Origin of the sequence: Paludibaculum fermentans (genome assembly GCF_051172195.1) — a bacterium.
In the GTDB taxonomy this organism is placed as follows: Bacteria; Acidobacteriota; Terriglobia; order Bryobacterales; family Bryobacteraceae; genus Paludibaculum; species Paludibaculum fermentans_A.
Genome location: NZ_JBPJAQ010000001.1, coordinates 1,920,334 through 1,945,260, shown reverse-complemented (window position 1 = coordinate 1,945,260; position 24,927 = coordinate 1,920,334). Strand labels below are relative to the sequence as shown.

The following is a 24,927-nucleotide window of genomic DNA, read 5'->3' as shown; positions in this document are numbered from 1 at the left end:
GGTTTGCAGTGATGGAAGGCCGCGAAGCGGGGCGTGTATTCCTGGGGAAACTGCGATTTTTGGGGCCGGCCAGCGGAGAAGGAGAGGGGAATAAAAAAGAGCCCGGGACCGCACGATCCCGGGCTGGGGAGGAAGTTACAGCGAGCTCAGGTAGGCTTTTACTTCAGGGGCCATCGCCAGCATCAGGTCGTTATTCTTGCTCTGGGCGAGGTCAGAGACCAGGTACACCAGGTGGCTGCCGGTTTCAAACGCCGTGACTTCGAAGCGCTGCACTCCGGCCTGGTACATGGGGATGTCCGTGTGGACGAATTCCGGGATCACCTTTTGCGCCTCGAACGATTCGCCATCCGATTTCTTCGCGATGACCAGCGAGATGAGCCGCGCGCCGCTCTTCAACGACAGGTGGACGAACCGGCGCCCATGGTAGCGGCACTGGTGCGCCTGCATCAGCGTGAATTCGCGAGGCACGTGCTTGCGGACGATGGGAATCAACCCCGCATACTCAGGACCCATCTTGCGGGTCAACTCCTCCACCGTCGGTGCGTCCTTCGGGAACTTGCGGAACACTGAGCAATGGATGTGGTCACCCAGGCCCACTCGCATCAGCGCCGGAATCCGGCTGGAGACGGACGCAATGTAGGACTCCTGCGATGAGGTGGTCAACCGCAAGGCACCCAATTGGTAGGCGATCACGGAGCCCAGGCAGATCAGGACCGCGGCCGCGGCCGGCGCCCAGGTGCGCTGCCACAACGAAGGCCTGTGGGCAATGCGCAGATTGGCCTTGATACGGGCTTCCAGGAACGGTGGCGTCGTGTCCGAGCGCACCGCCTGGCGCAGCCGCCCGCGGATCATCCGCCGGGACTGCCATTCGGCGGCGCAATCGACGCAGTGGTTGAGGTGCATCTGCGCGGCCAGGCCTGCGTCAGCAGGCAAATGATTGTCCATGTAGAGATCGAGATTCTCGCGCAGTGTCTCGCAGTTCCAATTCAATTCCGTCTGCTTCATGACTGCTTCCCTTCCGTCGCCGGCTTCCCGATGCCATAGCTCTGGGCGACCGCGGCGAGTTGCTCCCTCAGCAATTTGCGGCCCCGGCTCAGCCTCGACATCACAGTGCCGATGGGGACCGCCAGGATCTCCGCCGCGTCCTTGTAAGCAAACTCCTCCACATCGACGAGCAGCACAACGGCCCGGAAATCCCCCGGAATGCGGTCAAGCGCGGAGAGGATCTCCTCGTCCGTCAACTTCTCGGGTACCGGCGGCACATAGGTCAGATTGGCTTCAATGAACTCCTCCGTCTCCTTCAGCAGAGGAAAGCGGAACCACTTCCGGCGATGGTGATTTACACAGTGAAACAGGATCTTGAACAGCCACGCCCGGCAATTCGTGCCCGGCTCAAAGCGGTTGAAGGATTTCCACGCCTGCAAGAAGACCTCCTGCGCCACGTCTTCCGCCCGGTTGCGGTCACCCAGAATGCGCGTGGCCGTCTGGAAGATGTCGCGCAGATGCGGCATCGCCTCGAGCTCGAATCGCCGCTCGGGCGCCAGCCCAGCCGTGATCAGTCGGACTTCGGTTTCCGGATCCTGCCTCAGCCCGGCGTGGAGCGGAGGCAGGGCGGCGGAGTTGGGCGCAGTGTTATGCGGGAATTGGGGCACGTTCTCGTCCATCCAACTTTCCATTGCTCCGGCTGCCATACGTGGATGAAATTCCTTTCCCGGGAGAGAATATTCCCTCGACGTAGCTTTCTTTGGATAGGCGGGCGTTCGTCCCCTGTCTGGCGAGGCTGGTGAACGAACGCCGCGGGCCGGCTACTTCACAGCAGTAGAGAAGCTGGCTTCACCCAGCAGGACTTCCGCGAAGGCGCACCAGACCTGGACCTTGGCGATGTTGGGCACATAGTTGGGCACCACCACTTCACGCTTTTCTCCGCCCTTGATCTTGAAGGCGTCCAGCGTGTAGATGTTGCCCTTGGAATCCACTACCCGCCAGGTGGGGGCGGGCGTGTCCGGCACCTTGAAGTCGTCGGTGACCTTCAACATGCTCCTGTTGCCGTCACGTGTGTGGACCGCCATTCCGGTGTTGGCCTTGGGTCCCTGGAAGCCGGACGTGGTGTGCATGTTATGGGCGTCGGCGGCATAGGTGGCGCTGGTGCCCAGGTAGAGGGCGGCCAGCGCGAGAACAGGCAGAATTCGGGTGATCAGTTTCATGGTCTTTCTCCTTGTGTCGGTTCGTTGAATTTACGGACGAGAGGTTCGGCTAGCGCTCCACGACCTGTATGGCATGGCCGTCGGGATCGCGAGCCAGGAAGGACTTCCGGAAACCCGCTTCCGTGCCGTGGAGTTCCACAACTCCGCTGGACACGAAGGGGGACCGGGCTTTCCGGAGAGTCCGTGCGGCATCTTCCGCGCTCATCCCCAGGAATCTGGTCTGCCAGTGGATGAGATCGTTGGGCTTCTCATCCGCCGGATACGGGCGTCCGCCGGCCGGGGCGAGGTATTCGAGGAACTCGACGCCGGGCCCAGCCGCGGCGCGCAGAGCCGTAATCCGCAGCCGCGCGCCGAACACATTGTTCAATCGCTCCTGCTCCGGACCGTAGTTCTCGCTTTCGCCGGCGACCTTGAGGCCCAGGATGTCCCTGTAAAACCGCAGGCTCGCTTCAGTGTCTGAAATCACGATCGCTGTGTGGTCTATTCCCAGAAACAGCTCGCTGGACGCACCGTGCCATTTGGGATCGCCCTTGTCCGCCGGAAACGAAAGGATCTCCAGCGGATGCCCGTCAGGGTCGCGGAAATAGAACGCCTGAATGCCGCCTGCGTTCCGGTTCCAGGCCGGCAGCAGTTGTGGACCGCTGGACGCATGCCGCACCTTGTGCCGCCGCAGCCACTGGTAGGCGCGATCCATGTCACTCACGATCAGGGCGATGTGTTGAAACCACTGATCGTTGCTGCGCGCATCCACCGGAGCCGGACGCCCCTGCGGTGCCAGAAACTCTGTCAGCTCGATGAACTCGCCGCCAAGGCGCAACCGGGCCGTCCGCACCCGCGCGCCAAAGACGCCGTTCGCCTGTTCCACTTCAGTGCCCGCGGCTTCGTATTCATTCACCTTCTGGAAGCTCAGCACCCGGGTATAGAAGTCGACTGACCGGTCGAGGTCAGACACCGTGAGGCCAATCGAATCGACGGCCCGTACCAGCGGTGGTTCACCCCCGGCCGCGGCGCTGACTGCCGCCAGAATCAACGAGACAATTGTGCGGCGCAGCATGCTAGTTCAGCCTCTCAAGCAGGTGGTCGCCCACCCGCAGGGCGTTGGCCATGATGGTGAGCGCCGGGTTCACGGCGCCGCTGGAAGGGAAGAAGCTGCCATCGACGACGTAAAGGTTGTCCAGTTCGTGCGCCTTGCAGTGGACGTCCAGGGCGGAAGCCGCGGGCTCGGCGCCGAAGCGGATGGTGCCGTTCTGGTGCGCCACGCCGGCCAGCGGAATGCGCTCACTCAGAAACAGGTTGCGGGCGAACAGGCCTTGATGGCATTCGTGGCCATGCGCCGGACAGGCGGTCTGCTGCTGCATCAGGTGCTTGAGCTTCGCGATCAGGCGCTTGTGGCCCTCTTCATTGTTGGGTTGGTAAGACAGCACGATGTTGCCGTCCCGATCCAATGTGACGCGATTGTTCGGATCCGGCAGGTCTTCCGAGGTGAGCCAGAAATCGAGTGAGTGGCTGGCCATCAGGTCCAGCGTGAAGCCCGGGGCAATCGCCGGCGCTCCCGCCTTCAGCGTTTGACCATCGAGTTTGCCGACGAAAGAGATGTGCCCCATCGGGTACCGAAAATCCTCAGCACCGAAATAGAAATCGTTGACCGACAGCGTCTTCTGGAAGACCGTCGGATTCGGGCACCTGGACAGCGCCATCAGCACCGAATTCGTATGACCCATGTAATGGCGCCCGACGACGCCGGAGCCGTTCGCCAACCCGTGCGGATGACGGGCCGAAGCGGAGCGCAGCAGCAGTGCCGCCGAGTTGATCGCCCCGCAGGAAACAACAACGATGGAGGCGGAATACCGCTCTCGGACGCCATCCCGCTCCACGTGAACCTGCGTGACTTCGCGCCCGGATTCGCTCGTCTCCAGCCGCTCCACCTTGGCGCCCGTCAGCAGCGTGAAGTTCGGATAGCCCAGACTGGGGTCGATGGCCAGCACCTGGGCGTCCGCCTTCGCATAGACCAGGCACGGGAACCCATCGCACGTCGAACAGCGGATGCACTTGCTGGCGCGGCTGTCCTTCTCATTCAGCATCACGCCCAGTGGGGTGTGGAAGGGCCGCAGGCCCAGGCGCTGGAAGTCCTCGTGCAACTGTTGCATGCGGGGTTCATGACTCACCGCGGGATACGGATACGGTTCGCACGCGTGCGGCTCAGTAGGGTCCTCGCCGCGCTCCCCATGCACGTGATACATGCGCTCCGCTTGCGCGTAGTAAGGCTGCAGGTCGTCATAGGAGATCGGCCAGGCCGGGGAGACCCCGCCATGATGGCGCAGCTCCCCGAAATCCTCCTTGCGCAGACGGAACAGGGCCGCCCCATAGAACTTGGTGTTGCCGCCGACGCAGTAGTTCGTGTGCGGATGCAACGCCTTGCCGTTGCGGTCGCGCCACACCTCGCGCGTCTGGTACTTGCCGTGGAGATTCACGCTCGCCGGGTCCCAGTTGTCCTTCTCGCGCGGGACAAAGCCGCCGCGCTCCAGCACCAGCACCCGTTTGCCGGTGGGCGCAAGCTTGTGGGCGAGAGTGCCGCCGCCGGCGCCAGTGCCGATGATGATGACGTCGTAGTGGTTGTTGTTCATGAGGCGTCCTTCCTGCGCATGGGCACAGTGGTAGTGTGTGGATCCCGGTTCAGGCCTGGCTGGGGGTCAACCAGGCCGGTTGTCGTCGAGTTCGTGAATCCGGCAGCGGAACAGGCAGCGCTGCCCGTTGTGATGGTGAAACTTCGCGCAGAAGACTTTGCCCTGGCTCCGGTAGAGGCCCGCGGCCAGCAGCATGCCCAACGGCGGCGCTGTGAAATAGACCCAAACTGCCGTGTACTCTCCGGCGAAAAGCGAGGAGCCCCACGTGCGCGCCGGGTTCATGCTCATGCCGGAAACCGGGGCTTCGATGCTGATGAACAACGCGACCATCGCACCGGCGAGGAAGGGCGTCAACCTAGCCCAGCGCGCACGATTGGAGACATTCAACACCACATAGAGCAGCAGGAACGAGATCAGCAGTTCCGCGGCAAAAGCCGCCAGCGGACCATTCTCCCCGGGCACCGTGGCCACGTAGTTCACCGCGGTGTGCCGCAGCGGAAGACCCAGAAACACGTCCGCCAGGCCCACTCCAATCACTCCGCCCACGAATTGCGAGACCACATAGAACACGGCATCCCAGCGCTCGACCTTGCGCAGCAAATAGAAAGACAGTGTTACCGCCGGATTCATATGCGCGCCGGAACGCTGCCCCCATGGTGAATGAATAATGGCGATGGCCGTCAGCCCCATCGCCACGCCGCCCACCATCCGCCGGTACGCCGGATTCTCGATGGCCTGGTGCAGCGGCGACGAAGGATGATCCAGCAGGACGCCAAAGACACAGGCCGAGATCATGAAGAGCCCCAGGTTGGCGGCTTCCATCAGGTACTCCGGCCAGTGCGCCGCAAGCGCCTCCAGCAGCGACCGTTCCTGCGCAGGGGTGGTTTCGATTGACTTGGCGGCTTGCATCGGAAAACTCGTTCGGCCGCTGAAGTAATCACCGCCGGCGGCGCGAGTATTCCATCCGCCCACACCTCTTTTCCCGCTCGTTGCGCAAAGCGCCTGCCAGGAATAAACCCGGCCGCCGCACGGATTGAGGCTGGTGTGAACCACATGGCGACATCCACACCCTATTGCGTGCCGCGCGTATGCGAACGGCAGGATTCCCTGATTGCCACCAACCTGCGCTGGCTGCGCCAGGCCCACACCCTATTGGGCCGCCTCAGCGACGCGGCCTATTCCACGATGCCCGCCGGCTTGGCGCCTCACCGGGCCGGCGGCCACCTGCGCCACATCCTTGAGTTCTATGAGTGCTTCCTGGAAGGGGTCGAGGCCGCGCACATTGATTACGATGCGCGCCGCCGGGACGAAACCGTGGAACACAGCCGCTCCGCCGCGGCCACCCGAACCCTCTCCATCATGCACCGGCTGGAAACCCTGCCCGCCCTGCGCTGCGATAGCGCGGTGTGGGTGCGCATGGAAGACGCCCAGCCCGGCGTGGTCCACGACAGCTTCCTGATGTCCTCAGTCAGTCGCGAATTGCAGACCCTCAGCAGCCACACCGTTCATCACTTCGCCCTAATCGCCGTCACGCTGCTGGCGCACGGAGTGGCCGTGGAGCCCTCCTTCGGCATGGCGCCCTCGACACTGCGGCATCTGGCGACGAAGAAAGCCGAGGCCGCCTGATGTGCACGGTCAGCTGGCTGCATCACGAGACCGGTTTCGAGCTCCTCTGCAATCGCGACGAGAAACTCACGCGTAAGCCGGCGGCTGCGCCTTGCGTGCAGCGGCGCGGCGGCATGCGGTTCCTTACCCCTGTCGACGGAGACCACGGCGGCTCCTGGATCACCGCCAACGAACACGGCGTCGCTCTGTGCCTGCTCAACGGCGCCAACCTCGGTGGCGCCAGCACCCCTGCCAGCAAGGCAGCCGGTCCCAGCCGCGGCCTGATCCTCCTGCAACTGGCCGCCGCGCCGTCCGCCATGGCCGCCTGCGAGCAACTGGCCCGCATGGACCTGCTCCAGACGCCGCCGTTCACACTCGTCGCCCTGGAGCCCGGCCTGCCCGCCTCCGTCGCTGAGTGGAACGGTACCGAGCTGGCAATCCTCCCCAATGCCGACCCCTTCATGCCTCTGATCTCCTCCTCTTTCGACACTCACGCCGTTCAGCGGCAAAGACGCACTGAGTTCGCGCTGCGCACGCGCGCACGCCTGGATGCTCCCTCTCTCTATCGCTTCCACGAAAGCCACGGCAGCGGGGCCAGCGCCTATACGCCCTGTATGCACCGGCCCGGCGCCCAGACCGTCAGCTTCAGTTGGGTGAAGGTGGATGATCGCTCCATCGAGTTCTTCTACTCCCCGGCCGCCCCCTGCCAGTGGCAGCCCGGCCAGACCCTGCGACTGGAGCGCCGAGCATGATTCCGCAGCCTCTCGCTATCGCCCTCGCAACACTCGCCAGCGAAGATCTCGCCTGCATCGCCACCGGCGTGCTGATCGCCCAGGGGCAGCTCGGATTCACTGAAGGCGTACTCGCCTGCACCGGCGGCATTCTCGCCGGCGATGTGATGCTCTTCCTGCTGGGCCGGTTGGCCGGCGCGACCGCCTTGCAGTGGCCCCCCCTGGCTCGCTTCCTGCCGCCCGCGCGCGTGGAACACGCCGCACAGTGGATCAACCGGCGCGGCTTGGCGGTGGTCTTCCTCAGCCGCTTCACGCCAGGCCTGCGGCTCCCCACGTATTTCGCCGCAGGCTTGCTGCGCACCGGATTCTGGCGCTTCACTGCCTTATTCGCCCTGGCTGCCGCACTCTGGACCCCGCTCCTCGTCGCCTCCGCCATGTTCTTCGGCCAGGCGGCCCTGCGTGCCTTCTTTACTCACCAAGGCGAAAGCCTGCTGGCCTCCGCTGCTCTCGTGAGCCTGGCCCTGCTGTTGCTGCAAGCTGCCCGGATCGCCTTCAGCGCTCAACGTCGTCGTCGATTCTCCGGACGCCTGCAGCGCCTGCTGCGCTGGGAATTCTGGCCCGCCTGGGCCGCCTATCTGCCGTTGATCCCCGGCTTGCTCTGGCTGGCCTGGCGGCACCGTTCCCTGACGCTATTCACAGCCGCCAACCCCGGCATCCCCACTGGCGGCCTGTTCGGTGAATCGAAGTCGCAGATTCTCTCACCCCTGGGCAGCGCCGCAGCCAGTTGGGATCTCATCCGGCACGGCCTCAGCGGACCGGCGCGAGTCGCCGCGGCCCAGGAATTCCTGTCCCGGCACAACCTCCAACTCCCAGTCGTCCTGAAACCCGATGTGGGCGAACGCGGCCAGGGCGTGATGATCGCCCGTACCCGCGAAGAGTTGGAATTCTACCTCCACGGCATGTCCGGCGATGTCATCATCCAGCGCTATGTCGGCGGTCTGGAATTCGGCGTCTTCTACCACCGCCTGCCCAGCTCGCAATCCGGAAGCGTCACCTCCATCACCGCGAAGACCTTCCCTGTCGTCGTCGGCGATGGCCAGACCCCGTTGCGCGACCTCATCCTGCGCGACGCTCGCGCCGTCTGCATGGCCGCCGCTTACCAGAAACTCTGCCGCCGCCCCATGCACGAGGTCCCAGCCCGGGGCGAGACAGTGCAGCTCGTTGAGATCGGCTCCCACTGCCGCGGCGCCATCTTCTCCAACGGCGCCCCTCTGTGGACCCCCGCCCTGGAGGCTGAGATCGACCGCATCAGCAAGCTCCACCCCGGCTTTGCCTTCGGCCGGTTCGATCTGCGCGTGCCCTCCGCGGAGGATTTCCGCTCGGGGCGCAACCTTCAGGTGATCGAGCTCAATGGAGTCGGCGCGGAAGCAACACACGTCTACGATCCTTCCGTCAGCCTGTGGGCCGCTTATTCCGCCATGTACACGCACTGGCGGTTGGCCTTTGAGATCGGCGCCGTGCAGCGCAGGCGCGGCGCGCAACCGGTGAGCCTGGGGACGCTGCTGCGGCTATGGCGTCAGCGTCCCGGCATTCGAAGCCCCGGTGCCGTGCAGTGTGTGCCGGCCCACACCGCTCAGGCGGCCACCCCAACTGGCGCACGCCGTGACCGTGATTTGGAGATCCAGGCGGCCAACCGGTAGAGCAGCAGCACGGCCGCCAGCCCGCCGTAGAACAAAGGCCTGCTGACGTCCAGCTTCACCAGCCAGTAGTAGTGAATCACCCCGGCCACGATGCTGACATAGGTCAGCCGGTGCAGCATTTGCCAGCGTTTGCCGCCCATCCGCCGGATCCAGCCCGCCGTGGAGGTAATCGCCAGCGGCAGCATCAAGACCAGGCCAAGCGTCCCAATCGTAATGTAGGGCCGCTTGGCGATGTCCCTCACAATCTCCGCCCAGTCGAAGAACTTGTCGAACCACAGGTAGGTCATCAGGTGCAGGCAGCCGTAGAAGAACGCGTACAGCCCCAGCATGCGCCGGAACCGGATCAGGTCCGGCAGGTTCAGCAGCTTGCGCAGGGGCGTGACGGCGAGCGTGAACACCAGGAAGCGCAGCGTCCAGTCGCCGGTGGCGTAAGTGATGAACTGCAGCGGATTCGCGCCCAGGCCATCGTGGAAGAACTGCCAGACGAGCAGCAGCACCGGGGTCAGTGCCGCCGTGAAAACCACTGGCTTCGCCCAGCGGCTGGTAAGGATGCGCTTCATGGCAGCTAGTAGTTCTTCTTCAAGTCCATGCCGGAATAGAGCCCGGCCACCTGGTCGCCATACCCGTTGAACATCAGCGTGTCACGCTTGAAGAACTCGCCAATCCGGCGTTCCTTGGCCTGCGACCAGCGCGGATGATCCACACCCGGATTCACATTCGAATAGAAGCCGTACTCGCGCGCCGCCATCGTGTTCCAGCTCGTGGACGGCTGGCTGCCCACCAGGCGGATGCGGTTGATCGACTTGATGCCCTTGAAGCCATACTTCCACGGCACCGTCAGGCGCAGCGGCGCTCCGTTCTGGTTGGGCAGCACCTCGCCATACAGCCCCACGCTGAGCATCGTCAGCGGATGCATGGCCTCGTCCAGGCGCAGGCCTTCCATGTACGGAAAGTCGAGCGCACCCGCGCGCGGCATCTGCCGGGGGTCATACAGGCTCTGGAAGGCGACATATTTCGCCTTGGCCGTCGGCTCCACCAGTTTCAGCAAGGCACTCAGCGGGATGCCGATCCACGGCACCACCATCGACCAGGCCTCGACGCACCGGTGCCGGTAAATCCGCTCCTCCAGCGGAGCGATCTTCAGGATCTCGCTGATGTCGAACTTTCTCGGCTTGGCCACATCGCCTTCCACTGAGATCGTCCACGGCGAAGTCCGGAAGTTCCTGGCGTTCACCGCCGGATCCTCCTTGTCCGTGCCGAACTCGTAGAAGTTGTTGTACGTCGTGACGTCCTTGTAGGGCGTCAGCTTGTCGCTGACGGTGTAGCTGCTCTTCACCACCCCTTCGAGCTTCGTACCCGCCAGGGCAGTCTGGTTCGGCAGCGCCAGCGCCCCAAGCGCCAGCGAGCCGGCCGATAGGAACCGGCGGCGGTTCAGGTACTGCTCCCTGGGCGTCACCTGCGAATAGCGAAGGTCGCCCGGCTGTCTGGACTTGATAATCATTCTCGGCCCCTCTTCCATATTTCTGATGCAGTTACGCTCGTTGCGGTTCCACGCCGCCTGGTGATTAATCAAGCAGCCCGGCGGCGGCCGCACGCAGTTGTGGAATCTGATGGCGGTGCAGCACCAGTAGCGCCGCCGAACAAACGAAGACTACCACGGCCAGCCCGAACAGCTCGCCATGATCGTTCACAGCCGGCAGCGCGACTCCCAACCTGGTCAGGTGGAAGAAGATGGCTCCGCTGATGACGCCCAGTGACAGCGCCGCGCCCAATACAACCGTGCCCGGCAGCAGCAGCAGAATCGAGGCGATCAGTTCCGCCACGCCGGATCCAATCCGTCCCCACGGCTCCATTCCAAGCGTCGAGAAGATATACACGGATTCCCGCGCTCCGCTGAATTTGAAGAACAATGTCTGCAGCAGGATGACGGCGGCAATGCCGCGCAACACCCAACTGGCGATCCTCAGGCCTTTAGATGGTTCCATCTTGTCCTTTCTGATAATGCAGAAACACCGCCGCCTCCTCCGCGCCCAGGTAGCGCCGCAGCAGCTTTGGCTCGGTGCACGTCAGATCGACGAGAATCAAGCCGTCCAGTGCGTCGGAAAACTCCGGATCGACGTTGAAGCTCAGCAGCTTGCCGCCCAGCTTGAGATACTGCCGCAGCAGCACGGGGATGCCGGCCCCATTCGGCTCGATGTCCGAGATGACCTCCGACAGCTCCTCCGCATCGAACCCCGCCTCGGGCAGCGGCAGGGCCAACCGGCGCCGGAAAGGATGGCGGTGCCGCACCAGCCCGGCCCAGTCGCGTAGAAAAGCGTGCCTTTCCAGGAACGACACCATCAGCTCCCGCGACAGCGCCTGATAGTCGTTGCTGATGCTCACCGGCCCAAACAACGTCCGGTAGCGCGGATTCTTCGCCACATATTTGCCGATGCCTTTCCACAACAGCAGCAGCGGCGCGAAACCCTTCTGATACTCCTCACGTACAAAGCTCCGGCCCAGTTCCAAGGCTGGGCCCAGCCGCTCGAGAAAGGCGTCGCCATAGCGGAACAGCGATGCTGTGTAGAGCCCGCCTGGCGCCTGGTCGGTCGCGGCCAACCGGTAGGCGCCCACCAGCTCCTTGCGTTCGCTGTTCCACACAAACAAATGCAGGTACTCGCTGTCGAAACGGTCCAGGTCCCTGCTCTGTCCGGTCCCTTCTCCCACCGCGCGAAATGTTTTTTCCCTCAGGCGCCCCAGCTCGAGCAGGGTATTAGGAATCTGGCCGCGGCGCGCGATCCACGCCGTCAGCGCGCCGGACGTGGCGAGCCGCGCCTCCAGGGGCAGCGACTCCACTTCGGCGGCCAGCAGCCAGGAATCCACAGGCTCGGCCAGCGCAGCCCTGCCCACTGGACTCGTGCGCGCGGGAAACGGCTTGCGCGACAGCGGCTTGAACGCACACCGCTGTCCCAGTAGATAGGTGCGCCACCGCAGATAAGCGATCCGCGCGCCGTCCCCCTCCACCGCCAGCAGCTTGCCGCTCTCCACGGGGGAGCCGATGCGCAGGTCCACACTCTGCCGGCGCTTGTTGAACAACTCGCGCGCCAGCAGGGCCGTGCGCAGCCGCGGATGCAGCAACCCGGCCGCCTGGAACAGCAGGCTGTTGCTGCCTTCCACATAGGCCGGGATAACGGGCACGCTGACACCCTTCCGCGCGCAGAGCGCGATGATGCGGACGATCGCGGGATTCCACTCCGGATCCGTCACCTCGCGCCGCTTCCATTGAAAGTGCGACACCTCGCCCGCCGGAAACACCACCAGCAGCCCGCCGCCATTCAGGAATTCAATCGCCTGCCGCAACGGGGCCGCATTGCTCCGCTCCGCGCGCCCCATCGGGTTCACCGGCAGCAGCAGGTCGCGCAGCTCGGGAAAGACACCAAGAATCCCGTTGGCCAGGAATCGGACGTCCGGCCGAATGCCTCGCAGCACGGTCGCCAGAGCCGCGCCCTCCAGGATGCCAAAGGGATGATTCGCCACCAGGACGGCCGGACCCGTGCGGGGCACGTGCCCCAGGTCCCGCCCGGCCACCTGGCAACTGATCTCCAACTGCTCCAGCAACCGCTGCAGGAAGGGCCGCCCGTCGTCGCTCAGGCGCAACCGGGCGTAAGCCTCTTCCACACGGTCCAATGCGAAGAGTTTCGCGGCCCATCCGGAAAATGGAGCCGGCACCGGCAGCAGACTCGAAATGGCAGGTTGCAAAGCTGTTGTCGCCACTGCCTGGGAGATCGCACTGCCTGTCTCGTTTATTCCCGCCGGAAATCGGAAGGGTCCGCCTGTAGCACCAGCGCCGTGCCCTGCTTCTTCAGCCGCCCCGGGATCGTGAGCGGTTCCGCCACGAAGTCGAGAATCTCCCGTCCCAACCTGCGTCCGTCACGGCCGGTGAGCAGCAGCACCCGAGCCGCTCCGCCCGCATCCCGCACCAGGAATGCAGGCGGCACCCCGCCGCTGATGCACCGCACGGCGCAGTCGCGGTGGACCTTCCCCTGGCCCGGATTCATCGCTCCCAAAAAGCACTTGCTATCCACGACCTCACCGGTCAGGACAACGTCGCCGAGATCCGTCCACGCCGGCTCCGCACCCAGGGCCCGGCCCGCCAGCGGCTCCAGGGTCTCAGGCAGCACCTCCAGCATCCGGTCTTCCCCCCGCCGGATGAGCGTCCCCTGCAGCCGGACCTGCTGTCCATCCAGCTCCGGCACGTGAAGTCCATGCTTGCCAGGCGCCACTAGCAGATAGCGCCCGGCCGGCGTGATCAGCATGGGGTAGGGCCAGTCCATCATCAGCCCCTCATACGCTCTCACCTGCCCGTACTCGAAAGTGGAGCCGGCAAACGGCGCCTGGCCCAGCGCGAGAAGCACGGCGCCAGCGGCCGCCGCGGCCGCAATCGCAGCCACGGCCCGACGAAGAAACCTCGAAAGGCGTGGCGGAGCGTGTGTCAGGTACCCAACATAGAATTCAGGTTCGTGCATCGCAGCTCCTCCCGCCGCCCGGCAGCGGCTGCGGATGCACCAACACCCGGTCCCCGATCACCTGTGTGCGAAACACAGGTACCTTCTCCGTGAAGGGTGGCGGCGAAGCACCCGTCTCGGGCAGGTATTGGTAGCCGTGCCACGGACAGGTGATGCAGCCGTCGATGATCCGGCCCTCGCCCAGCGGCCCGTTCTGGTGCTGGCAGACGTTGGAAACAGCGGAGACGCGGCCGTCATGGCGGAAGACCGCGACGCGCTCGCCCGCGAGCGAGACGATGCGCGCCCTCTTCTCCGGTATCGCCTTGATATCGCAGACATCGACGAACCCATGCGCCTGGGCGGCCCCGCGCGCCGCGTCGATCCTGCGCTCCTGAAAGCCTGCCGCCAAATGCAGCCCCACTACCAGGGCCATCCCGGCGGCCAGGAAGCCCGAGAGCAGAAGGCTCGGTTCCGACTGCAAGGCGCCGAGAACGACATGCCCGATGAGCAAGGCATAGGCCAGGTAAACGGCCATGTGCAGCCGCTTCCACACCGGGGCGGAGAGGTTGCGCAGCCAGAAGTCGTGGCTGGTGGCCGCCATCAGAAAGAGGATCCCCAACGCCACCGCACCCAATGCCTGAAAGGGAAACTGGGCCAGGCTGTCATACCGCGTGTTCGAAACGAACAGGCTCACCAGCGGCGGGACGTCACCCAGGGCATGGAACTGCACCAGCGAGAACACCCCGTGCGCCAGCGCCGTCACGAACATGCTGACGCCCAGGTGCCGGCGGTTGTACAACAGCGGCAGGAAGCGCGGATCCAGCCGGCACAACGGCCCGATGCACAGGATCACGTGCAGCATCAACAGCGCCAGCGTGCCCAGCCCGCGGATCAGCAGCGTCTCCAAGGTGGCGCTGGGATGGAGCGCCGCGCTCACGCCGGTGAACACCAGCAGGTACCCGGCCGCACAGCAGCCCAGCACCGTGTCGTAGAGCCGCTTCTGGCGATTCCAGCCGACGGCGGTGTACTGCAGGCTCATCGCGGTTCCTCCCCGGAGAAGCCGGCATTGATCGGCGTCGTAGCCCGCCTGGCCCGTAACGCAGCCGTGAACAGCACTGGCAACAACACGGCCAGCACCAGCCAGATCCATCGATGAGACCGCCGCAGTGGCTGGATCATCTCAAGCCCTCACCCGCTGCGTCCCACCCCCGGCCCAGCGCCGCAGCAGCAGCGGCCAGAACACGACTACACCGGGAAAGACAGCCAGGCGGAACCCGAGGCTGGAGCCCCGTGCAATCGGATCGATGCGGTGGATGCCTAACGCCACGAAGGCGAATCCGAAGATCACTCCAGCCGCCAGATACGCGGCGAAACCAAGCAACACCCGTTCAATGATCAGCATGGCCATCTCCTGGAAACTACAGCGCCCCGCCATAGAAAGGGATCACGGCCCCGTTGAGTTGGGGCGAGCCCTCCCCCGCGAGGTATACCAGCAGGCTCGCAATCTGCTCCGGTTGCACCCACTTCGACGCGTCTCCCTCCGGCATGGCCGCGCGGTTGGCTGGAGTGTCGATCGCCCCCGGCAGGATGACATTGGCGGTAATGCCCGCGTCCTGGTTCTCCAGCGCGATGCAGCGCACCAGCGAGACCAGCGCGGCCTTCGACGCGGAGTAAGCCGCTGCCGTCGTTACCGGTTCCACGGCCGCACGGCTGCCGATCGCCAGCAGGCGTCCTGTTCCCTGCGCCCGCATGCGCGGCAGGACCGCTCGCGCCAGATAGAAGAACGACCGCAGGTTCAAATCGAGCATCTGTTCGAAGGTCTCGTCGTTCGTTTCCGCCACGCTTCGTCCGCCGGCGTACCCGCCCAGCAGATGGACCACTGCATCCACCCGCCCCAGCCGTCCAAACACTTCGTCCACCAGCACGCCGCTCTTCCCGGCGGTCGACAACTGCGCTGGAAAGGCATGGAACGAGGAATGGTCGAAGTCTGCATCCCTGATCGAGCGCGAGACGCCGGCCACCTGCGCCCCGGCCGCCAGAAAGGCGTTGGTCACAAACGAGCCCAGGCCGCCCTTGGCGCCGGTAATCAGAATCACTTTGCCTGTCAGTTGCATGGCTGCTCCTTACTCGCCCGACGACCAGGCCACACGGAACTCCGGATACAGCGTCAAGCCGCCGCACGCGAAGATGGTCTGCCCGGTGATGTACGACGCGTCGTCCGAGGCAAGAAACGCGAAGACCGAGGCGATCTCTTCCGCCCGCGCCGCGCGGCCCATGGGAATGTGGCTCTCCACGTCCATGCGTGCCTTGGGGTTGTCGATCCAGGCGCTATTGATCGGTGTGACCACGGCGCCCGGCCCCACGGCGTTCACGCGAATGCCCTGGCTCGCATACTCCAGCGCCATCGTCTTCGTCAGGTTCTCCATGCCGCCCTTGCTGATGGAGTAGGGCAGGTACTTGGGCTTCGGGATGATCTCGTGAACACTCGAGTTGTTCAGGATCACTCCACCGCCGCCGCGCGACAGGAAGTGCCGGATGGCCTCCCGGGAACACAGGAACGCCCCGCGCAAGTTCACGCCCAGGACGCGGTCGAAGTCCGCCAATTCGATCTCGTGTGTCGAACACGGCTTCTGGATCCCGGCATTGTTCACCAGGACATCAATCGACCCGAAGGCCTCAATCACCTGTGCGAACATCGACCGCACCTGGTCTTCTTTGGAGATATCGGCCTGGATCACCAGATCCCTGCAGCCGGAGTCGCGCACCGCCATGCAGGCTTCGCTCACCAGGACTTCCGTGGCCTCCGCCTGTTCCGGGCCTGATCTGTAGTTGATAGCCACGTTCGCGCCTTCCTGCGCGAAGCGCACGGCGATGGCCTGGCCAATACCGGACGAGGCGCCGGTGATGAGTACGTTCTTCCCTATCAATTGAGGCATGGGCGTTCCTTTCGAGTAGCCGATTCAATTCGCGGCGGCGCGCAAATCAGCTGGCGCCTCTGGAATCCGCACTGCCCGCATCGTTATTCCCGCTTCGGACTCCGGGAATTTTCGGCGCCGCAACGGCCATTCACCGGCATGAAACACCTTCCACGGATACTCGCCGCCGGTCTGGTGGCGGCAACGGCTCTCCTGGCCCAGGAATCCGGGCCGCGTCACGAGATCGGCCTGACTCTCGGCGGACTCTTCGGACCAACTCGCGAGCTGGGCAACGCCAGGTTCAGCCCCAGCACCGGGGTCGCCTTTCAGGCCAACTACGGCTATCGTCTCTGGGGCGGGCGCGTGGCCGCCGTCTATGGAGAGGCTCATCTCCTCGCCAGTCCGAATCAGACGGTGAACACTACCAGCGTGGCCGCCACGCGCGACTTCGCCAGCCTCTTCGTCACACCCGGCATCCGTGTCAAACTGCGGCCCGCGGGCCGTCTCTCGCCCTACGCTGTCGTGGGTGGCGGCTACGCCCAGTTTGAGCAGAGCACCTACCTGGTGAATGGTGAGCTGAACCCGGCCGCACGGCGTGTCCACCGCGGTGTCTTCGATTTCGGCGGCGGTGTCGACTCGAAGCTCTGGCGCTTTGTGGGCCTGCGCGCGGAGATCCGGGATTTCTACTCCGGCAGCCCGCTTTACAGCATCGCCGCACAGTCAGGTGGCCAACACAACATCGTGGCCAGTGGCGGAATTGTCCTGCGGTTTCAGTAGGAGTGTAAAATTGGCGGCGTGCCGGTGGTTCCGGCACGCCAATGGGAGTAACCCAGTCTAGACACCGGAAGACTGGCCGCGCAACTTCCGCAATGCCGGCAACACTTCTCCGAGATGGACGGCATCCGAGCCGGGCTGCCCCAGCGCGAAGTACAGCTTCTGGTAGAGCTGGAACAGTTGCTCGTACACTGCCGCTTCCGCCGGGTCCGGCTCAATCACGTGGTAAGTCGGGCACATCGCCGCCTGCGCTTCATCAATACTCTTAAACGTGCCCGCCGCCATGAAGGCGAAGATCGCCGAGCCGAGGCTCGTGACCTCCTGCGTCGGCACCAGCACCGGCTTGTTGAATACGTTCGCGTATACCCGGTTCAGGGTCGCGTTCTTTTGGGGAATGCCGCCGCCGTTGATCACCCGGTGGATGGTGACTCCATGGCCCGCCATGCGTTCGAGGATGATCCGCGTATGGAAGGCTGTGCCCTCAATCGCGGCAAATAGTTCATCGGCCGCGGTGGAACCCAAAGTCCAGCCCAGGGTCACGCCGCCCAACTCGGGATTCACCAGCACCGTCCGGTCGCCGTTGTCCCAAGTCATTCGCAACAGGCCGGTCGAGCCCGCCTTGTAGGAGCCAAGCCCCTTCGAGAGTTCCGCCACGGTTGAGCCAGCGCGCCGCGCGATCGCCTCGAAGATATCGCCTACCGCCGAAAGCCCGGCCTCGATGCCGTAGTAGTCCGGATGGATCGAGCCCTTCACCACGCCGCAGACGCCCGGGATCAGGCCCACTTCGCGAGCGATGGCCATCATACAAGTGGACGTGCCGACCACGTTCACTACGTCGCCTTCGCGGATGCCGGCGCCGATGGCGTCCCAATGCGCGTCGAAGGCGCCCACCGGCACGGGTATACCGGTGGGCAGGCCCAGCCGTTCCGCCCAGGGTGCGGATAAATGCCCGGCCAGCACGTCGGAAGTTTCATAGCGGCCGTCCAGCTGCGCGCGCACGCCGGCCAGCAGCGGATCCACGCCCACCAGGAACTCTTCCGGCGGCAGTCCGCCCAGGTGCGCGTTCCACATCCATTTGTGGCCCATCGCGCAGATGCTGCGGGGCGCTTCGGCCGGATCGGTGATGCCGCAGAGGTCGGCCGCGACCAGGTCGCAATGCTCCATCGCGGTGACCATCGAGCCGCGCTTGTCTGGATTGTGCCGCAGCCAGTGCAGCAGCTTGGAGAAGCCCCACTCGGACGAGTAGACGCCGCCACACCAGTTCAGCGCCTCCAGGCTGGACTCGCGGGCATGTTTCGTGATCTCGGCTGCTTCGCTCTTGGCGCGGTGATCGCACCATAGATAGTAGTCGTCCAGGGGCTGCAGGCCCTCGCCCAGCGGGATCACGGTCGAGCCGGTCGTATCGAGCGCGATGGCGCCCACCAGGTCACCCGAAATACCGGCTGCCGCCAGCGCTTTTTGGGTCGCTTCTGCAAGCGCATTCATGTGGTCTGTATGACGCTGTGTCGCATAGTCCGGATCGTCGCGCTTTCTCAGCACAGGGTACTCCGCCGCGGCTGCGCCCAACCGCCCACGCTCGCTGTCGAACAGGGACACGCGGACGCTTTGGGTTCCGAAATCAACTCCGGCTACGATGGCCATGAAATGAATGCTCCTTCCGTCTAGAGGATCTTATCGCATACGCTGGAAGGAGGAGAATTCATGCTGCTCGAGTCACTCAGAGTTGAAGTCCTGGAAGCGAATCTGGAAATCGTCCGCCGTGGACTGGTGATGTATACCTTTGGAAATGCAAGCGGTTTCTCACCCGCGGAAGGTCTCATGGCGATCAAACCGAGCGGCGTCCCTTTCGAGAAACTGCGGCCGGAAGACATGGTGGTCACGGACCTCGACGGCCGCATCGTCGAGGGCACGCTGCGGCCCTCCTCCGACGTCGACACGCACCTCGAAATCTACCGTCACTTTCCGGGCGTGAAGGGTGTCGTCCACACCCACTCCACCTACGCCGTCTCCTGGGCCCAGTCCAAACGCGAGATTCCGTGCTTCGGCACCACCCACGCCGACTACTTTCATGGTTCCGTCCCGGTCACGGCTCCACTGTCCGATGAAGAGATCCAGTCGAAGTACGAATTGAACACCGGCAAGGCGATCATCCGCCGCTTTGAGAACATCGATCCCCTCACCCGCCCCGGCGTGCTCGTCTCCAGCCACGGCCCCTTCGCCTGGGGCGCCTCTCCGGCCAAGGCGGCGATGAACGCCGTCCTGCTGGAGGAGATTGCCCGCATGGCCTCGATCACCGTGGGCCTGAACCCCGCGCTGACCGCCATCGGCCAGGCCCTGCACGATGAGCACTTTCTGCGGAAGCACGGCCCCGGCGCCACTTACGGCCAGAACTGAAGTGCACGCGGCTTAGACTGGAGAGAGGCCCATGCTCATCCAGTTCTCCGCACCAGAGGTCGCCAAGGCCGCGGTATTCATTGCCGCGACCTTATTCCCGATCGTCAACCCATTGGGCGGAGCGCCGATCTTTCTGACGCTGACCGGATCCCACTCGCACGAGGTCCAGCACCGCCTCGCCCGTAAGATTGCCTTGAACAGTTTCGCCCTGTTGATGGCGTCGCTGTTCATTGGGGCGCAGGTGCTGGCATTCTTCGGTATTTCCTTGCCCGCCGTCCAACTGGGCGGCGGCATTGTGGTGGCGGCCGCCGGATGGGCGCTGCTCAACCAGCCGGACCGCCCCAATAAGGACCAGCAAAGCGTCACGGATGTCGATCTGTTGACGCGTTCGTTCTACCCGTTCACGCTGCCGCTGACTGTCGGCCCCGGTTCCATCTCGGTGGCCATCACGCTGGGCGCGAATCTGCCCAAGCGCCTGGACACGTCGTCGCTGCTGTCGCTGGAGGCGCTGGTGGCGTCGATCATCGGCGCCGGAGCCATCTGCATCCTGATCTGGATTTGCTACGCTTCGGCCGAGCGGATGAGCCGCGCGCTGGGCCCCACGGGGATGAGCGTGGTCATGCGGCTGTCCAGCTTCATCCTGTTCTGCATCGGGGTCCAGATCGCCTGGAACGGCCTACAGGGATTGGCCGGCCCCCTGATCCGCGGCACTGTGCATTAAGGACGGCCGAGGAACTCCGACACCGCCGCGTTCAACTTCGCCTCTTCGCAGCCCGGCGCACCGTGCCCGCAGTCGCCCATCAACCGCAGCACCTCGAACCCAGCGGTCTCCGCCATGACGAGCGCCGACGCCGGGTTCACCATGTGGTCCTGCAGCGCCACGACATCCAGCACTTTGGCCTGGACCGCCGCGCCCGCCTTCTCCATGGATCCGCCAAACTTCCTCGACACGTCGTGGGCCATCATCGCGCGCAACTGCGCCGCCCAGTCGCGCGGATCCATGCCCGTCCGGGCGTTCTCCTCCAGCCGGCTCTTCAGGGCCGGAAACTCCGCCGCGGAGGTCTTGGCCACCATGTGCCCGGGCGTACTCAAGGCGAACTCGTGCATCGCCAGCACGGCCGGCATGGCGGTTCTGGGATCCCCGCCTGCCTTCTGCACCGCTTCGATCGCAGAAAGCTCGGCCTGCCACAGCAGCAGATCCGCCGAGGTCAGTTTGGCCGACCCGACGATGGGGACCGCCCTGCGGAGAAACGACGGGTAAGCCACCATCCATTCGAATGTCTGCATGCCGCCCATTGAGATGCCCATCACGGCGTGCAGGCTCTTCACTCCGAGGTTCTCGGTCAGCAAACGGTATTCGGCATTGACCATGTCGCCGATGGTGATGGCCGGAAAGGCGCCCTGGGTGTTCGAGGGCGAGCAGCTTACCCCGTTCCCCAGTGCGTCCACGGTGATCACGTAGAACCTGTGGGGATCGACCATCCGTCCGGCGCCGATGAAGCCTGACAGATCGGAGGATTTGCCCGAGAACCAGGTGGGCCACAGGATCGCGTTCGTGCCGGCGGCATTCAGGGTGCCGTAGGTCTGATACCCCACCTTGCACGACGCCAGCGTCTGTCCGCCCTCCAGCTTCAGGTTCTTCACCTCGGCGAACTTCTGGCCGGATTGCGCACACAGCACGGACGCCGCGAACAGGAGGAATAGAGACCGCATGGGCTTGAGCTTATACCATGGCCGGAGCCTGCGGGCACTTCGTCTACACTGGGTTTAAGCCGAAAGGAAGGGTGGCGTGCCGGGCGGTAAATGGCGGTTGATTTCAGCGGTTCTTTTCATTGGGATGGCCGCGAGCGTGTTCGCCTTCGCCCTGGGCGAAACCCGCATCATCCGGCTGCTGCACCTGAAATCCGGCGATCTCTACTTCGTAGCCGCGCAGCCTGAACAGCCCAAAGACATTGTCCTGATTGTGGTTGACCAGAAATCGCTCGACCGCTTCCCGGAACCATTGCTCCTCTGGCATGGCTACTACGCCGAAGCGATCGAGGCAGCCGCGGATGCCGGCGCCAAAGTCCTGGGCCTCGACGTGGCGTTCCCGATCCCGGTCAATCAATGGGCCGCCGGGTATGACGAACGGATGGCGCAGGCGGTGATTTCCACCTCAAGCCGCATGCCGGTGATGTGCGGATATGCCGCTTCTACGCTATCCCAGCAGAGGAAGTGGCCCGTGCCCATGAATATGGCTGCTGCTGCGATGGGGCAGACGGCGTATGTGAACCTGCGCGCCGACGAGGATGATTTCATCCGGTCGATTGAACTGGCGGAAGCCGAAGGTTCGCGCAGCATGTCGCTGGCGGTCTCGGAGCGTTTCATGGGCCGTCCGCTCACTTATCCGCAGCACAACATGTTGATCCACTATGTCGGCCCGGCCGGGACTTTCCCCAGGGTGTCCCTATGCGACTTCGTCGATGCCGCCCGCGCCGGGCGCAGCAAGCAGTTGCAGGATTGGGTGGGCGGGAAGGCCGTGCTGCTGGGTCCGGACCTCATTACAGACCGGCATGCCACGCCGTTTTACGCCTTCCGCGCCGGCACGCCGGCGAACACAGCGGGGGTCGAGATCCATGCCAACGCTGTGTGGACCCTGTTGAGCGGACGCCACATCGTCCCGTTGAGCCTGCCGCTGAAGGTCACGCTGACGGCCGCGGTCAGCCTGGCCGCCTCGTTGGTCACCCTACTGGTTGCGGGCTGGCCGCTCTTCGGCTACCTGGTGGTGCTGGCCGCCTTGAGCACCAGCGCCGGCTTTCTCCTGTTCGGAGGGGGCTGGCTGGTGGCGCCCTCAGAGATCCTGCTGCCGCTGCTGATCTCCGGTTTGCTCTCCCTGGTTTTCGGCTACTTCTTCGCTGCCCGTGGGCGCGACACTTTCCGGAATGCGGTGCGCGTGTTCGTGGGCAAGCAGGTAGCGGAGGCGCTGGACGCGTCCGGCAAGATCGCGCTGAGCGGCCGGCGTGAAGCGGTGACGATCCTGTTCACGGACATCCGTGGCTTCACGGCGTGGTGCGACACGCAGGAACCGGAGACCGTCGTTGCGCGTCTCAACGAGTACTTTGCCGTGATGACGGCCTGCATCGTGCGCCACGGCGGCCAGGTGAACAAGTTCATTGGCGACGGGATCATGGCTATTTTCAGCGATGCCGAAGGAGCCGCCCTGGGCGACCACGCTTTGCGCGCTGTCCGGTGCGCTGTTGAGATGGTTGGTCAGCCAATGGAGTTCCGCACGGGCGCGGGCATTCACACCGGCGACGCGATCGTCGGCAATGTCGGCTCAGGCGATAAGATGGATTACACAGCTCTGGGTGATACCGTCAATCTGGCCGCCCGGCTCGAGGGCTTGAACAAGGAGTTCCAAACGCGCATTCTCATGAGTGCGGCCACATGGGACCGCGTGAAGGGCTCCGTCGAGGCCCGGCGTCTTGGCCAGGTTACGGTGCGGGGCAAAAGTGTCGAACAGTCGATCTACACCGTTGCGGAGGTTTGAGATGCAAGGCAGTCGTTTGGCGTGGGCATCGCTGGCATTGTTATTGCCGGTGGCGCCGGCCCAGGTCAGAAAATCACAGCCAGTGGGCCTGGTGATGGGCGCCGGAGCCACGGTGGCGCGCGGCAAAACAGCAGCGGCGGCCGTGAAACCCGGCGAAATCCTGTTCGCTGGCGATGTCCTGAAGGCTGGTTCGGCTTCGGCTGCGTTCCTGTTCTGTCCTGAGAAGTACTCCGCCGCGCTGTCGGCCAACGGTGAAGCGGCGCTGACGGAATCGCAGGTGCAGGTGAAGTCCGGTGAGTTGGTGGGCCGCAAGAGTGTGGCCGCCTGTTATCTTCCGGAAGTCCAGAAGCTCTCCCTGGCCAGCCAGCAGCACTACGGGGTGATGATGACGCGCGGCAGCAGCGCCGCCGCCCCCAAAGGGACCATGGCCGACCGCGTGAAGGCCCTGCCCGATGACAAGCGCAAGGAACTGGAGCCGGTCCTGACCGCAGCGGCAGGTCCTGACCCCGTGGCCGTGGTGGCCCGCGCAGCCGCGCTGGAAAAGGCTGGCCTGCTTTACGATGCGGGTGAGCTCTACCGCGAAGCGGCCAATCACTGGACCGATGCTGCCTGGCTGAAGAAGAAGATCGTGGAGATCGAGGACGCGCTGCTCAAGCAGCAGGCGCACTAGGGTTTCAGCCTCTCGCCGAGCTCGCTGCAGCTGTCAAGAGGTGTCGAAGGACTGCTCGGGAGGGCCGGTTGGGGCCTCGGGGTGGGGTATCCAGTCACCTACGTTCGCGGCTCCGTTTGGGGGTTGGTCCTCGGTGGCTGCTCGGAGGGCCTCGGTTGAGTCCCGGTTGGGTTCGATTGCTCCGGAGTCGCGGTTGCTCGGCGGAGTGTTTGCTGGGGCTGTTTCCCTATCGCTTAGGACTATTGGTCGTTGGGGTCCCATGGCTGAGTTGATTGGGGCCTCATGGCGAGATACCCGCTCATTTACATTCGCGGCTCCGTTTGGGAGTTGGTCCTCGGTGGCTGCTCGGTTGGGTTCGATTGCTCCGGTCTCGCGGTTGCTCGGCGGAGTGTTTGTTGGAGCCGTTTCCCTATCGCTTAGGACTATGGGTGGTTGGGGTCCCATGGCTGAGTTGATTGGAGTCTCAGGGCGGGGTATCCGCTCATTTACATTCGCGGCTCCGTTTGGGAAGCGGTGCGCGCTCACGGGTTGGGCCGGCATGGCTTCGTTTTGTTGGCCGGCGGACTGGCCGAGAGGACCGGCGGGGCAGTGGGGGTAAAGGCGGTAGCGTCCCCTGATGGGTGAGACCGGCGGCACCGGCCGGACAGGGGGCACCGGGGGTACGGGCGGCACCGGGCGCCAGCCTCGACCCAGATCGAGCAGTCCGGCGGATTGGCTTCGATTCCACGCGATGACGAAAGAGCCATCCGGTTGAAGGTCAGACGCGCCGCCCGTCCTCTCCGAAGATGAGCCGGCGGCCATCACTTTGACCGATTCCGCAGCGGGCGCCTCGGCTGAGGCGGCGATGGCGGCGAGTTGCCGTTCGACGTTCAGGATGCGGCGGGCGATCCAGTGGTAATAAGTCTTGAGCGCTTTGACGAAGGACGGCTGATGGGCGACCCAGCGGGCGGCTTGTTCGCGGTCGCCGCCGGTTTCGGCACAGGCAGTGTCGAATAGGGTGCGTTCGAGGGTCCGCCAGCGGATCTCGTGCGCCTGGAGCATGCAGCGGTTGATGAGCAGGAGGCGGGCGCGGTCAGAGACGCAGGGGGCGGTGAGGCGGAGTGCTTCCTGGAACCATTCGAGGGAGAACTGCCTGGGCAGGTCGTAGTCGATGGGGCAGGGCGGCGCCTTGCGTGCGTTTTGAGACGAGATGCGTTTGCCGGCTTCGGTGCGCGGTCCGGTGGAGCGGCGGGCATTGGCGCGGTTAGCGTCGAGGCGGCGCGGGGAGAGGGCGGGTTGTGGAGTGGTGGCTGACATG

At 64.5% G+C, this 24,927-nt stretch carries 26 protein-coding genes; 8 read left to right on the top strand and 18 right to left on the bottom strand.

Going from position 1 to position 24,927, the window contains the following annotated elements; all coding sequences use genetic code 11:
• Window positions 1–135: 135 nt before the first annotated feature.
• The 6 genes from ACR9Y2_RS07880 to ACR9Y2_RS07855 all read right to left on the bottom strand — a co-directional run bounded on the left by ACR9Y2_RS07880 (window position 136) and on the right by ACR9Y2_RS07855 (window position 5,737).
• Complete coding sequence (locus ACR9Y2_RS07880; protein ID WP_435040530.1) at window positions 136–1,005, bottom strand: anti-sigma factor family protein; 870 nt, start codon at window positions 1,003–1,005, stop codon at window positions 136–138.
• The gene (locus tag ACR9Y2_RS07875) at window positions 1,002–1,691 is read right to left on the bottom strand and encodes a sigma-70 family RNA polymerase sigma factor (protein WP_435040529.1); all 690 of its coding nucleotides are present in this window, start codon (window positions 1,689–1,691) and stop codon (window positions 1,002–1,004) included. The genes ACR9Y2_RS07880 and ACR9Y2_RS07875 overlap by 4 nt, the downstream gene beginning before the upstream one ends.
• Window positions 1,692–1,805: 114 nt before the next feature.
• Window positions 1,806–2,204, bottom strand: a complete 399-nt coding sequence (locus tag ACR9Y2_RS07870) for a hypothetical protein (protein WP_435040528.1) — start codon at window positions 2,202–2,204, stop codon at window positions 1,806–1,808.
• Between the two features lie 49 nt (window positions 2,205–2,253).
• Entirely contained in the window at window positions 2,254–3,258 is a 1,005-nt protein-coding gene (locus ACR9Y2_RS07865) for a VOC family protein (protein WP_435040527.1), read from the bottom strand.
• A 1-nt stretch (window position 3,259) separates the two neighbouring features.
• Window positions 3,260–4,828, bottom strand: a complete 1,569-nt coding sequence (locus tag ACR9Y2_RS07860) for a GMC oxidoreductase (protein WP_435040526.1) — start codon at window positions 4,826–4,828, stop codon at window positions 3,260–3,262.
• A gap of 66 nt (window positions 4,829–4,894) precedes the next feature.
• Window positions 4,895–5,737 (bottom strand): MIP/aquaporin family protein, encoded by an 843-nt coding sequence (locus ACR9Y2_RS07855; protein ID WP_435040525.1) that lies wholly within the window; start codon window positions 5,735–5,737, stop codon window positions 4,895–4,897.
• Between the two features lie 144 nt (window positions 5,738–5,881).
• Between ACR9Y2_RS07855 and ACR9Y2_RS07850 the strand changes: the two genes are divergently transcribed.
• From ACR9Y2_RS07850 to ACR9Y2_RS07840, 3 genes are read left to right on the top strand one after another with little or no spacing between them, the layout of a single operon-like run.
• Complete coding sequence (locus ACR9Y2_RS07850; RefSeq protein WP_435040524.1) at window positions 5,882–6,454, top strand: hypothetical protein; 573 nt, start codon at window positions 5,882–5,884, stop codon at window positions 6,452–6,454.
• Entirely contained in the window at window positions 6,454–7,185 is a 732-nt protein-coding gene (locus ACR9Y2_RS07845; protein WP_435040523.1) for an NRDE family protein, read from the top strand. The genes ACR9Y2_RS07850 and ACR9Y2_RS07845 overlap by 1 nt, the downstream gene beginning before the upstream one ends.
• On the top strand, window positions 7,182–8,864 hold the full coding sequence (locus tag ACR9Y2_RS07840; protein WP_435040522.1) for a VTT domain-containing protein: 1,683 nt from the start codon (window positions 7,182–7,184) through the stop codon (window positions 8,862–8,864). The genes ACR9Y2_RS07845 and ACR9Y2_RS07840 overlap by 4 nt, the downstream gene beginning before the upstream one ends.
• On the opposite strand, the gene ACR9Y2_RS07835 is transcribed toward ACR9Y2_RS07840, so the two are convergent.
• From ACR9Y2_RS07835 to ACR9Y2_RS07795, 9 genes are all read right to left on the bottom strand, one after another.
• A complete protein-coding gene (locus ACR9Y2_RS07835) occupies window positions 8,798–9,424 on the bottom strand; it encodes a sulfite oxidase heme-binding subunit YedZ (protein WP_435040521.1) in 627 nt (208 codons plus the stop codon). The two genes, ACR9Y2_RS07840 and ACR9Y2_RS07835, sit on opposite strands and share 67 nt — an antisense overlap.
• Window positions 9,425–9,429: 5 nt before the next feature.
• Window positions 9,430–10,365, bottom strand: a complete 936-nt coding sequence (msrP, locus tag ACR9Y2_RS07830) for a protein-methionine-sulfoxide reductase catalytic subunit MsrP (protein ID WP_435040520.1) — start codon at window positions 10,363–10,365, stop codon at window positions 9,430–9,432.
• A gap of 64 nt (window positions 10,366–10,429) precedes the next feature.
• Complete coding sequence (locus ACR9Y2_RS07825) at window positions 10,430–10,849, bottom strand: DoxX family protein (protein ID WP_435040519.1); 420 nt, start codon at window positions 10,847–10,849, stop codon at window positions 10,430–10,432.
• Window positions 10,836–12,602 (bottom strand): lysophospholipid acyltransferase family protein, encoded by a 1,767-nt coding sequence (locus tag ACR9Y2_RS07820; protein ID WP_435040518.1) that lies wholly within the window; start codon window positions 12,600–12,602, stop codon window positions 10,836–10,838. The genes ACR9Y2_RS07825 and ACR9Y2_RS07820 overlap by 14 nt, the downstream gene beginning before the upstream one ends.
• A 44-nt stretch (window positions 12,603–12,646) precedes the next feature.
• On the bottom strand, window positions 12,647–13,369 hold the full coding sequence (locus ACR9Y2_RS07815; RefSeq protein WP_435040517.1) for a hypothetical protein: 723 nt from the start codon (window positions 13,367–13,369) through the stop codon (window positions 12,647–12,649).
• The gene (locus ACR9Y2_RS07810; protein ID WP_435040516.1) at window positions 13,356–14,387 is read right to left on the bottom strand and encodes a Rieske 2Fe-2S domain-containing protein; all 1,032 of its coding nucleotides are present in this window, start codon (window positions 14,385–14,387) and stop codon (window positions 13,356–13,358) included. The genes ACR9Y2_RS07815 and ACR9Y2_RS07810 overlap by 14 nt, the downstream gene beginning before the upstream one ends.
• Window positions 14,388–14,528: 141 nt before the next feature.
• Window positions 14,529–14,750, bottom strand: coding sequence for a hypothetical protein (locus tag ACR9Y2_RS07805; protein ID WP_435040515.1), 222 nt, complete (start codon window positions 14,748–14,750; stop codon window positions 14,529–14,531).
• Window positions 14,751–14,766: 16 nt separating this feature from the next.
• On the bottom strand, window positions 14,767–15,462 hold the full coding sequence (locus ACR9Y2_RS07800; protein WP_435040514.1) for an SDR family NAD(P)-dependent oxidoreductase: 696 nt from the start codon (window positions 15,460–15,462) through the stop codon (window positions 14,767–14,769).
• A 9-nt stretch (window positions 15,463–15,471) separates the two neighbouring features.
• Window positions 15,472–16,284, bottom strand: coding sequence for a glucose 1-dehydrogenase (locus ACR9Y2_RS07795; RefSeq protein ID WP_435040513.1), 813 nt, complete (start codon window positions 16,282–16,284; stop codon window positions 15,472–15,474).
• Window positions 16,285–16,422: 138 nt separating this feature from the next.
• Between ACR9Y2_RS07795 and ACR9Y2_RS07790 the strand changes: the two genes are divergently transcribed.
• Window positions 16,423–17,040 carry an outer membrane beta-barrel protein gene (locus ACR9Y2_RS07790; protein ID WP_435040512.1) on the top strand — a complete coding sequence of 206 codons (618 nt, stop codon included), beginning with the start codon at window positions 16,423–16,425 and terminating at the stop codon, window positions 17,038–17,040.
• Window positions 17,041–17,097: 57 nt separating this feature from the next.
• Here ACR9Y2_RS07790 and ACR9Y2_RS07785 read toward each other — a convergent pair whose 3' ends face one another.
• Window positions 17,098–18,678, bottom strand: a complete 1,581-nt coding sequence (locus ACR9Y2_RS07785; RefSeq protein WP_435040511.1) for a ribulokinase — start codon at window positions 18,676–18,678, stop codon at window positions 17,098–17,100.
• 60 nt (window positions 18,679–18,738) lie between these two features.
• Between ACR9Y2_RS07785 and araD the strand changes: the two genes are divergently transcribed.
• Window positions 18,739–19,431: an L-ribulose-5-phosphate 4-epimerase AraD gene (araD, locus tag ACR9Y2_RS07780; RefSeq protein WP_435040510.1), complete on the top strand. Its 693-nt coding sequence runs from the start codon at window positions 18,739–18,741 to the stop codon at window positions 19,429–19,431.
• A gap of 31 nt (window positions 19,432–19,462) precedes the next feature.
• Complete coding sequence (locus ACR9Y2_RS07775; protein ID WP_435040509.1) at window positions 19,463–20,152, top strand: MarC family protein; 690 nt, start codon at window positions 19,463–19,465, stop codon at window positions 20,150–20,152.
• On the opposite strand, the gene ACR9Y2_RS07770 is transcribed toward ACR9Y2_RS07775, so the two are convergent.
• Window positions 20,149–21,144, bottom strand: a complete 996-nt coding sequence (locus ACR9Y2_RS07770; protein ID WP_435040508.1) for an alpha/beta fold hydrolase — start codon at window positions 21,142–21,144, stop codon at window positions 20,149–20,151. The two genes, ACR9Y2_RS07775 and ACR9Y2_RS07770, sit on opposite strands and share 4 nt — an antisense overlap.
• Window positions 21,145–21,220: 76 nt before the next feature.
• Between ACR9Y2_RS07770 and ACR9Y2_RS07765 the strand changes: the two genes are divergently transcribed.
• Together ACR9Y2_RS07765 and ACR9Y2_RS07760 are read left to right on the top strand one after the other, a co-directional pair.
• A complete protein-coding gene (locus ACR9Y2_RS07765; protein ID WP_435040506.1) occupies window positions 21,221–22,960 on the top strand; it encodes a CHASE2 domain-containing protein in 1,740 nt (579 codons plus the stop codon).
• A 1-nt stretch (window position 22,961) separates the two neighbouring features.
• Window positions 22,962–23,630 (top strand): hypothetical protein, encoded by a 669-nt coding sequence (locus ACR9Y2_RS07760; RefSeq protein ID WP_435040505.1) that lies wholly within the window; start codon window positions 22,962–22,964, stop codon window positions 23,628–23,630.
• A gap of 33 nt (window positions 23,631–23,663) precedes the next feature.
• Here the strand turns inward: ACR9Y2_RS07760 and ACR9Y2_RS07755 are convergent, their stop codons facing one another.
• Entirely contained in the window at window positions 23,664–24,926 is a 1,263-nt protein-coding gene (locus tag ACR9Y2_RS07755) for a hypothetical protein (RefSeq protein ID WP_435040503.1), read from the bottom strand.
• Between the last annotated feature and the right edge of the window lies 1 nt (window position 24,927).

Bases quoted from the DNA above. Each gene is read 5' to 3' on its own strand.
- ACR9Y2_RS07880 (WP_435040530.1), bottom strand. From the start codon at position 1,005: ATGAAGCAGACGGAATTGAATTGGAACTGCGAGACACTGCGCGAGAAT.
- ACR9Y2_RS07875 (WP_435040529.1), bottom strand. From the start codon at position 1,691: ATGGCAGCCGGAGCAATGGAAAGTTGGATGGACGAGAACGTGCCCCAA.
- ACR9Y2_RS07870 (WP_435040528.1), bottom strand. From the start codon at position 2,204: ATGAAACTGATCACCCGAATTCTGCCTGTTCTCGCGCTGGCCGCCCTC.
- ACR9Y2_RS07865 (WP_435040527.1), bottom strand. From the start codon at position 3,258: ATGCTGCGCCGCACAATTGTCTCGTTGATTCTGGCGGCAGTCAGCGCC.
- ACR9Y2_RS07860 (WP_435040526.1), bottom strand. From the start codon at position 4,828: ATGAACAACAACCACTACGACGTCATCATCATCGGCACTGGCGCCGGC.
- ACR9Y2_RS07855 (WP_435040525.1), bottom strand. From the start codon at position 5,737: ATGCAAGCCGCCAAGTCAATCGAAACCACCCCTGCGCAGGAACGGTCG.
- ACR9Y2_RS07850 (WP_435040524.1), top strand. From the start codon at position 5,882: ATGGCGACATCCACACCCTATTGCGTGCCGCGCGTATGCGAACGGCAG.
- ACR9Y2_RS07845 (WP_435040523.1), top strand. From the start codon at position 6,454: ATGTGCACGGTCAGCTGGCTGCATCACGAGACCGGTTTCGAGCTCCTC.
- ACR9Y2_RS07840 (WP_435040522.1), top strand. From the start codon at position 7,182: ATGATTCCGCAGCCTCTCGCTATCGCCCTCGCAACACTCGCCAGCGAA.
- ACR9Y2_RS07835 (WP_435040521.1), bottom strand. From the start codon at position 9,424: ATGAAGCGCATCCTTACCAGCCGCTGGGCGAAGCCAGTGGTTTTCACG.
- msrP (WP_435040520.1), bottom strand. From the start codon at position 10,365: ATGATTATCAAGTCCAGACAGCCGGGCGACCTTCGCTATTCGCAGGTG.
- ACR9Y2_RS07825 (WP_435040519.1), bottom strand. From the start codon at position 10,849: ATGGAACCATCTAAAGGCCTGAGGATCGCCAGTTGGGTGTTGCGCGGC.
- ACR9Y2_RS07815 (WP_435040517.1), bottom strand. From the start codon at position 13,369: ATGCACGAACCTGAATTCTATGTTGGGTACCTGACACACGCTCCGCCA.
- ACR9Y2_RS07810 (WP_435040516.1), bottom strand. From the start codon at position 14,387: ATGAGCCTGCAGTACACCGCCGTCGGCTGGAATCGCCAGAAGCGGCTC.
- ACR9Y2_RS07805 (WP_435040515.1), bottom strand. From the start codon at position 14,750: ATGCTGATCATTGAACGGGTGTTGCTTGGTTTCGCCGCGTATCTGGCG.
- ACR9Y2_RS07800 (WP_435040514.1), bottom strand. From the start codon at position 15,462: ATGCAACTGACAGGCAAAGTGATTCTGATTACCGGCGCCAAGGGCGGC.
- ACR9Y2_RS07795 (WP_435040513.1), bottom strand. From the start codon at position 16,284: ATGCCTCAATTGATAGGGAAGAACGTACTCATCACCGGCGCCTCGTCC.
- ACR9Y2_RS07790 (WP_435040512.1), top strand. From the start codon at position 16,423: ATGAAACACCTTCCACGGATACTCGCCGCCGGTCTGGTGGCGGCAACG.
- ACR9Y2_RS07785 (WP_435040511.1), bottom strand. From the start codon at position 18,678: ATGGCCATCGTAGCCGGAGTTGATTTCGGAACCCAAAGCGTCCGCGTG.
- araD (WP_435040510.1), top strand. From the start codon at position 18,739: ATGCTGCTCGAGTCACTCAGAGTTGAAGTCCTGGAAGCGAATCTGGAA.
- ACR9Y2_RS07775 (WP_435040509.1), top strand. From the start codon at position 19,463: ATGCTCATCCAGTTCTCCGCACCAGAGGTCGCCAAGGCCGCGGTATTC.
- ACR9Y2_RS07770 (WP_435040508.1), bottom strand. From the start codon at position 21,144: ATGCGGTCTCTATTCCTCCTGTTCGCGGCGTCCGTGCTGTGTGCGCAA.
- ACR9Y2_RS07760 (WP_435040505.1), top strand. From the start codon at position 22,962: ATGCAAGGCAGTCGTTTGGCGTGGGCATCGCTGGCATTGTTATTGCCG.
- ACR9Y2_RS07755 (WP_435040503.1), bottom strand. From the start codon at position 24,926: ATGTCAGCCACCACTCCACAACCCGCCCTCTCCCCGCGCCGCCTCGAC.